Below are 7,840 nucleotides of genomic sequence, written 5' to 3'. Positions count from 1 at the left end.
GCCACTCACGCAGCGTGAACGGCAGGCGGCGCCGTTCGCGTAGGCGGCGCGTCGCCCCGCGTATCGGCGGATGCGGCGCGAAGGGCGGTCGCTAGCGTCCGGGCATCGACAGCCGGACCCGGAGCCGCCTCAATATGAAAAGCCTACCCACACTCGCCGCCGCCTTCATCCTGGGGTTTGCCGGCGCGGCCGCCCAGGCGGGCGCCGCCAGCGCCGCGGATCTCACGCTCGCCTTCAAAGGACTGCAGAAGCAGACCGGCGCGATCCTATTCGTGCTCGTGAACAGCGAGGCGGCCTATGACGATAAGGCGCCGGCCGTGGCCCAGGACATGCTGGCCGTCTCGGGCAGCGCCGTCACCACGCGGTTCGCCGACCTCGCCCCCGGCCGCTACGCCATCAAGGCGTTCCACGACCTGGACGGCGACGGGAAGATGGCGACGAACCCCTTCGGCATGCCCACCGAGCCGTTCGCCTTTTCCAACAATGCCGAGGGGATGATGGGCCCACCCAAGTGGGAAGCCGCTGCCTTCGAGGTGAAGGCCGGAGCCAATGTCCACGCGATCGATATCGACTGAACCGGCCGCGAAGGAGACACACATGGACCGCCGACACTTCCTACGCGCCCTCGGCGGCGCGACCGTTACCGCCGTCCTGACGCCGGAGGTCGCCCAGGCCGCCGCCCAGATGAGCCAGGCCGGGATCGACTGGCAGGCCGCCTTCGCCGACCTCGAGGCCGACGTGCCGCGAACGGCGATGAAGCGGCTTCACGGCCGCGCGCCCGAGGGCCTGGCCGGCAGCCTCTATCGCAACGGCCCCGGCAAGTTCCGCCGCCCGGGCGGTTCAGTCGAGCACTGGTTCGACGGCGATGGCCTGATGCGCGCCTTCCGGGTCGAGGGCGGCGCCGCGACGATGGAGGCGCGCTTCATCGACACGCCAAAGCGCCGGGCCGACGCCGCCGCCGACGCCGTGGTCACGCCGGGCTTCGGCACCCCCGCCCGGCCGGGCGCCCGGGTGCGCAACAACGACGACGTCAACGCGGCCAACATCTCGGTCATGCCGGCCGGGGGTGAGCTCTGGGCCCTGTGGGAGGGCGGCTCGCCCATCGCCCTGGATCCGGCCGACCTCTCCACGCGGGGCGTCAAGACCCTGCGGCCGGACCTCGCGCATGTCCCGTTCCTGGCCCACCCGCGGCGCGAGCCCGGCGGCGACACCTGGAGCCTGGGCGTCAACGGTAAGCAGGCCCTGGTCTGGCGGCTGGGGCCGGACGGCGCGCTGAAGTCGGCCGAGATGCTGGACCTGCCGGCGGCCAGCTATGTCCACGATTTCAGCGCCACGGCCACGCACCTCATCCTGGTGCTCCAGCCCTGGATCCAGGACCGCTTGGTCACGCCCTTCAACCAGAGCTTCTCCTGGCGACCGGAGCTTGGGACCAAGGTGCTGGTCGTCGAGAAGGCGGACCTCTCCCGGCGGCGGATCTACGAGCTGCCGCCGATGTTCGCTTTCCACTATGGCGCCGCCTGGGAAGAGCGCGACGGCACCATCCGCTTCGACGGCTGCTTCAGCCCGGACCCCAGCTTCGCCACCGAGAATGGCAAGGCCCTGATGCAGGGCGCCTGGACGCGGCAGGAGGCGGCCAAGCTCGGCCTGGTGGCCCTGCACCCCGACGGTCGCGCGACGCTGGACCCCACCGGCCTGGCCGCCGAGTTCCCCCGCATCGACGGCCGATTCGCCGGCCATGCGCGGCGCTACACGATCCACGCCGCCGGCGCCTCGCCGAACGCGCCGCTGTACCGCGGTGTAGCGACCCACGACTGGAAGACGGGTCGGTCCGACGCCTTCGATCTCGGCGCGCACCAGTTGATGGAGGAGGCCGTTTTCGTCGCCCGACCGGACGGGTCGGCGGAGCTGGACGGCTGGCTGCTCGCCCCTTCGGTCAACACCCGGGCCAAGGCCACCGAACTGCACGTGTTCGACGCCCGCCGGATCGCCGAGGGGCCGCTCTGCACCTGGCGCGCCGACCGGGTCCTCCCGGTCAGCCTGCACGGGACGTTCGTGAAAGCCTAGGGAGCTGCGGCGGCGCCGGCCTGCGGGACCACCGTGAGCTTGTAGGCGGCCTCGGGCTTCAGCCAGGTCTGAGCCGCCCGCTTCACGTCCGCCGCGGTGACCCGTTCGGTGCCGGGGATGATCTGGCGGATCACCTCCAGCCGGCGCGGATCGGCCTGGGCGCCGGAGAGCTCGCCCAGCCAGTAGCCGTTGGTGACGCGGGCGCGCTGGATGCCCTCGATCCGCGGCTGCTTGGCCCGCGCCAGTTCGTCCGCGCCGATCTCGGTGGCGGCCAGGTCGGCCGCGATCTTCTGGGCGTCGGCGAAGAAGCCGGGCAGCTTCTCGGGCGGCACCTCGACGCTCGCGGCGATATAGCCCCAGCCGGTCCAAACCAGGCTGTGCTGGGAGTTCACGTCCGGCGAATAGGTCGCCCCCTGCGCCTCGCGCAGCTGGTCGGTGAGCCGCAGCTTCATCACCTCGCGCAGCACCGCCGTGTCGCGGGCCCGCTGGGGGTCGGCGAAGTAGTCCGTGGTCGGCCAGGCGATGAAGCCGATGGCCTGGTCGGCGCGGCCCTTGTGGGTCAGCGTCACCGTTTCGGGCGAGCCTTTGGGGAACGGCGCCGTACGCGCCGAAGCGGGGACCGGCTTTGGCTCGGGTCGCGGGGGCAGGGCGCCGAAGGTCGCCGCCGTGGCCGCGATGGCCTGTTCGACCGTGATGTCGCCCACGATCACCACCTCCACCGGCCCGCTCGCCAGATCCGGCATGATGGCGCCCTTGATGTCCTCCAGCCGGGCGTTGGCCATCTCCTCGCTGCTGGGGAAGGTCCAGCGGCGGTCGCCGGAACGCAGCAGGCCCGGCAGGTCGCGGCTCAGCACGCCGTTGTCGGTGGCCTCGTACTGGTCGTGAATGGTCCGCGCGGCCGCCTTGATCCGCGCCAGCGCCGCCTCCCGCCAGCCGGGCTCGGTCAGGTAGGCGGCCAGCACCTGGAGCTGGGTGGCCACGTCGCCGGTGCGGGTGGCGCCCGACAGGACATAGGCGTCGTCGCTGATGCTGAAGCGGCCGCCATAGACCTTCGAGGCCAGGACCCGTTCCATGTCCTCCACCCCGATCTTGGCCAGCCCGCCCTCGACGAAGGTGTTGGACGCCCAGAACGGGCTCTGGCGGTTGGCGGGCAGGCCCAGCATGCCGCGGCCGGCGTTCACGCGCACCAGCACCTCATCGTCGCGAAACGTCGTCGGCTTTACCGTCAGGCGCACGCCGTTGGCGAAGCGAACGAAGGTGGCGCCGAGGTCGGCGACCTCCCGCCGGTCGGCCACCTTGCCCGGCGATCCGAAGCGCTCGTACGGCCAGGCCACCAGCTGGTTCGCCGCCAGCGGCGCTACAGCCACCTGTTGCGAGGCGGTCAGCGCGGCCAGCAGCGTCGCCTCTCCACCATCGATGGGGGTAGGGGAGGCCATGAAGACCAGCGGTCCCTGGCCTTGGAAGACGTCCTTGAGCGCCGCGTTGACCGTCTCGGCCTTCAGGTCCTTCACCCCGGCTTCGAAGAGGGCGAGGTCGTCGGCGGGAGAGGTCACCACGGTATGGTCGGCCAGGGAGTTCACGATCTCGCCGGCGAGGTCGACGGGCCGCCGCGTGGCGGCGCCGGCCACCGCCGCCTTCAGGTTGGCGCGGATCTCTTCGATCTCACGGTCCAGCTCGTCCTGCCGCACGCCGTACTGGACGATGCGCCGCTGCTCCTGCTCGGCCGCGGCCAGCGCCTCGCGCCAGCGTCCGGACTCGGCGTTGACGCCGATCGTGGCGATCTCGGCGGCGTCGTCCTGCTCACCCTTGTAAGCGCCCGCGCCCAGGAACGGGGGATTGGCGCCGCGGGCGATGGCCGAGTAGCGGCGGTTCAGCACCGACAGCCCGAGGTTCTCGATCAGGTCGCGCCGGCGCTTGGCGGCGGTGTCCAGCGAGGTGTCGGGAGGGGCGATCCACGCAACCTGGAGCGACTGAGTCACGCCGGGGTCGACGACCAGCTTGGCCTCGGCCTTCCGCGGCGCGATCGGCCCCTGATCCGGCTCCGGCAGCGCGGGCGTCTTCGCCGTCCAGCCGGCGAACGAGGCCTTGATCTTGGCCTCCATGACGTCGACGTCGAAATCGCCGACCGCCACGAAGACCGCGCGCTCCGGCCGATACCAATTGCGGTAGTAGTCGGCGATGCGGCTCGCGGGCGCCGTCCGCAGCACGTCCACCTTGCCGATCGGCAGGCGCGTGGGCAGGCGCTGGCCCTTCAGCAGGAAGTTCAGCCGCTGCACCACCACCCGGTAGCCGGGCGTGTCGCGCGCGCGTTCCTCGGAGAGGACGATCCCCCGCTCGCGGTCCACGGCGGCGGGGTCGATGGTCAGGTTGAAGGCCGCTTCCCGGAGCAGCTTCAGCGAGGTGTCCACCGTCTCCGTGTCCGTGCGGGGCAGGTCCAGCTTGTAGATGGTCTCGGAGAAGCCGGTGGAGGCGTTGGTGTCGGCGCCGAACGCGAGGCCCAGGCGCTCGAGGATCTTGACCATCTCGCCTTCCTTGACCTCCTTCGAGCCGTTGAAGGCCATGTGCTCCAGGAAGTGGGCGAGCCCCGCCTGCTCGTCGGTTTCCATCATCGACCCGGTCGCGAACCACAGCCGGAACGCGGCCTGGCCGGCGGGGACGGTCTGCTTGCGGATGGCATAGCGCATGCCATTGGGCAGGGCGCCGAAGCGGACGGCAGGGTCGGGCGTGAGGTCGGACTTCGCCTGGGGCCATTCGCCTGGCGCGAGCCTTGCAGGCGGAGCCGTGGGAAGCTGGGCGGCGGCAGGTTGGGCGAAGGCAAGGACGAGCGCGGCGAAGAGGGCGGGGCCTGCGCCCAGAAGACGGATCATAAAACCTGCCTGGAAAGCACCATGAAACGCCCGCACCATCGCCAAGCCCCGTGGCGGGGGCAAGGCGGCAAAGCGGCCATACGCGTGCGGCTCGCGCACGAGCGCGACACGTCTTACATGGAGTGCAAATGAACGCCGCCTACTTTGAAGCGCCCGCCGACGGCGCGCCGCGACCGCAGCATCCGGGTGATCCGGACTTCCGGCCCGCGCCCGAGCCGATCGTGAACGCCCCGTGGCCGGTGGTGGCCCTGACGGTCAGCATCGTCGTGGCCTATCTGATCCAGAGCCGCTTTCCGCTGCCGCTGGTGAGCGCGGCCTTCGCCTTCTCGCCGTCGCTCATGCTGGAAGGCCACCCCGAGCGGCTGGTCAGCTCGCTGTTCGTCCATGGGAACTGGGCGCATGCGCTGATGAATGCGGCCTTCATCCTGGCCTTCGGCGCCCCGGTCGCTCGCTACTATGGTCCGCGGCTTGGCGGGGTCGTGGCGTTCTTCCTCTTCTATCTCGTGTGCGGCGTGCTCGCCTGCCTGGGATTCGCGGCGTTGCACTGGGGACAGGATGCGGCGCTGGTCGGTGCGTCCGGGGCGGCCTCGGGCCTGATGGGCGGCGCCGCACGGCTGATCGGCGGGCAGGGCCGGCCGGGGCCGATGTTCTCCAAGGCGGTGACGGGGATGGGTCTGGCCTGGATCTTCGTCAACCTGATCATGGCTTTTACCGGCGGCGCGCTCATTCCCGGGGCGGGCGACGCCGGGGTCGGCTGGGAAGCGCACCTGGCCGGCTTCGCCGCGGGCGTGCTGCTGATCGGGCCGTTCGGCTGGCTCGCCGGAAAGCGCTGAGGGAGCCGCGCGGTCACGCGTGCGTGAAGGCCGCCTCATTGTGTCGCGGCTGAAACTGGGGGACGGTGTTCTTCCAGAGAACGGGAACAGGAGGCCTCATGCTGGTCTCGCAAATTCTCCGCGCCAAGGGAGACACGGTCTTCACCATCCGGCCGACCGACACGGTCGGCGAGGTGGCGGAGCTGCTGCATGCCAGGGGCGTCGGCGCCTTGGTGGTCTTGGACGCCGAGCGCGTGGTCGGGATCGTCTCGGAGCGGGACATCGTCCGCGCGGTCGCCTCGCATGGCGATGCGGCGCTGAAGCGTCCCGTCTCGGACTTCATGACCGCGAACGTGCTGTTCGCCGATCCGGGCGCGACGGTCGATTCCCTTCTGTCCAAGATGACCGACCGGCGCATTCGCCACCTGCCGGTCTGCAAGAACGAGCGGCTGGTCGGCATCGTCTCGATCGGCGACCTGGTGAAGTGGAAGATCTCCGAGGTGGAGGCCGAGGCCGACGGCCTGAAGGCCTACATCGCGGCCAGCTAGATTCGGGCGAGACCCCCCTCCCTCGTGGAGGGCTGAAAGCCGGCGGTGCGTCGGCGAAAAGGGCGGGGAAGGGGACGGATCCTTCCCCGCCCGATTTCTATCTGGTCGCGGACCCTATCTCAGAGCGCCGCGGCGGCCGGCATTCCGGAAACGGCGGCGTCGGCCAGGGTGTAGGCCTCCAGGACATCGGCGGTGGCGTCGCGGGCGCGGCGCAGAGCTTCGCGCAGGGTGCACGTCTGCAGGTCGGGGCAGTCGGCGCATTTGCGGAAGCCGAGTCTTGGGCTGACGCAGGGCGCCAGGGCCAGGGGGCCGTCGATGACCCGGATGATCTCGGCGAAGGTGATGGCGGCCGCGGGCCTGGCCAAGACATAGCCCCCGAACTTGCCGCGCCGGCTGAGGACGATCTGGTTGCGCGAGAGTTCGAGCAGAATCGCTTCGAGGAACTTTCGCGGCGCCCCGGCCCGCAGAGAGAGCTCGCCGGCGCTCACCTGGCCGCCGTCGGCGCGCGCCAGTTCGACCAGGGCCCGCAGTCCGTACTTCGCCTTCTGCGACAACATGCTCGTCTCCCCCGCGAACTTGTGGCGGGTGCATGACACGCGCGCAAGGCGGCTCCCGCCTGGAGGGAGTGCGGCATCTCGCCTGGCGCGGCTGCGATCCAGAGGACTGGAAGGACGCAAGACTGTGCCGCCCCGCGGTGCGCGGGCGCGAACCCATTCCCTAATCCCATCGCGACCGGGGCCGCCAGGTGCGCCATGACGACGGTCTGTGAGATTCTTTGCGACAGCCCGTTGACGAGGGGCAGGGGCGCCAATAGATAGCCGCCTCCGCTCGGAACGGGGCGGCGACGAAGGGATCGACGGGGCGCAAGCCCTTGATAATCCTGACGAAGCTGTTGTTGCTCCGAGAGGTCGGCCGCCCGGCCGCAGGCGTCTGCAGAGTTCGCTCCTCAGTCGCCGAGTTGGGCTTCAGCCCGAAGAACCGGAGCTCCCGGGGATCGGCGGAAGGGTCCGAAAGGAGCCGGTTGACACCCAGGGGGACGGCCACTAATTAGCCGCCTCCCGCTCGGGGCGGGGCTCACATCGAAACGGACGGCGGGCGCCGACAAAGCGCTTGATTTTCGCTTCGAAATGAGTAATTTCCCGAGCTCCAATCGAATCGCTACGGACTTTGAGGGAAGCCCCTCGGCAGCCCGCGGTGATTTTTGCGGTCAAATCCGGGGGTTCTCGGAAATGTCGCAAAGGCTCCAAAAGCCCGGTTGACACTAAAGAGGCCGGTCACTAGATAGCCGCCTCCGCCGACCACCGGCGCTAAACAGTGGGCTCGGCGAAAGCCGGTGCGGGTCTTTGACATTGTTGATTTGGAAAGAGAAACGCAGGCGGCGGCGTCCTGGCGATAGTCTTAACCAGGCTATCTCGACGCTGACTGTGACTGCGGTCTCTTGAAGACACCATGAATATGGTCGGACTTCGGTTCGGCCAAGATTTGTGGGAACTCGTCAAGAACTACGCAGACTATAGCCAGCCGATCTCTAGTAGGTCGGTTACGCAGA

General features: G+C 69.7%; 6 protein-coding genes. 4 read left to right on the top strand and 2 right to left on the bottom strand.

Annotated features, from left to right (window positions below; translation table 11 throughout):
- Positions 1–134: 134 nt before the first annotated feature.
- Positions 135–575: a DUF2141 domain-containing protein gene (locus A2790_RS00300; RefSeq protein WP_293386714.1), complete on the top strand. Its 441-nt coding sequence runs from the start codon at positions 135–137 to the stop codon at positions 573–575.
- 22 nt (positions 576–597) lie between these two features.
- Complete coding sequence (locus A2790_RS00295) at positions 598–2,064, top strand: carotenoid oxygenase family protein (RefSeq protein ID WP_293386713.1); 1,467 nt, start codon at positions 598–600, stop codon at positions 2,062–2,064.
- On the opposite strand, the gene A2790_RS00290 is transcribed toward A2790_RS00295, so the two are convergent.
- On the bottom strand, positions 2,061–4,931 hold the full coding sequence (locus A2790_RS00290; protein ID WP_293386712.1) for an insulinase family protein: 2,871 nt from the start codon (positions 4,929–4,931) through the stop codon (positions 2,061–2,063). The genes A2790_RS00295 and A2790_RS00290 overlap by 4 nt on opposite strands.
- Before the next feature lie 128 nt (positions 4,932–5,059).
- On the opposite strand from A2790_RS00290, the gene A2790_RS00285 reads away from it, so the two are divergent.
- Together A2790_RS00285 and A2790_RS00280 are read left to right on the top strand one after the other, a co-directional pair.
- Entirely contained in the window at positions 5,060–5,764 is a 705-nt protein-coding gene (locus A2790_RS00285) for a rhomboid family intramembrane serine protease (protein ID WP_293386711.1), read from the top strand.
- Positions 5,765–5,862: 98 nt separating this feature from the next.
- Positions 5,863–6,291: a CBS domain-containing protein gene (locus tag A2790_RS00280; RefSeq protein ID WP_293386710.1), complete on the top strand. Its 429-nt coding sequence runs from the start codon at positions 5,863–5,865 to the stop codon at positions 6,289–6,291.
- A 119-nt stretch (positions 6,292–6,410) separates the two neighbouring features.
- On the opposite strand, the gene A2790_RS00275 is transcribed toward A2790_RS00280, so the two are convergent.
- On the bottom strand, positions 6,411–6,848 hold the full coding sequence (locus tag A2790_RS00275; protein ID WP_293386709.1) for an Rrf2 family transcriptional regulator: 438 nt from the start codon (positions 6,846–6,848) through the stop codon (positions 6,411–6,413).
- Positions 6,849–7,840 lie beyond the last annotated feature (992 nt).

It is taken from the genome of Phenylobacterium sp. RIFCSPHIGHO2_01_FULL_69_31 (assembly GCF_001824475.1).
In the GTDB taxonomy this organism is placed as follows: Bacteria; Pseudomonadota; Alphaproteobacteria; order Caulobacterales; family Caulobacteraceae; genus Phenylobacterium.
The sequence above is the reverse complement of the archived record's forward strand: the minus strand, read 5'-3'. Positions and strand labels throughout refer to the sequence as shown.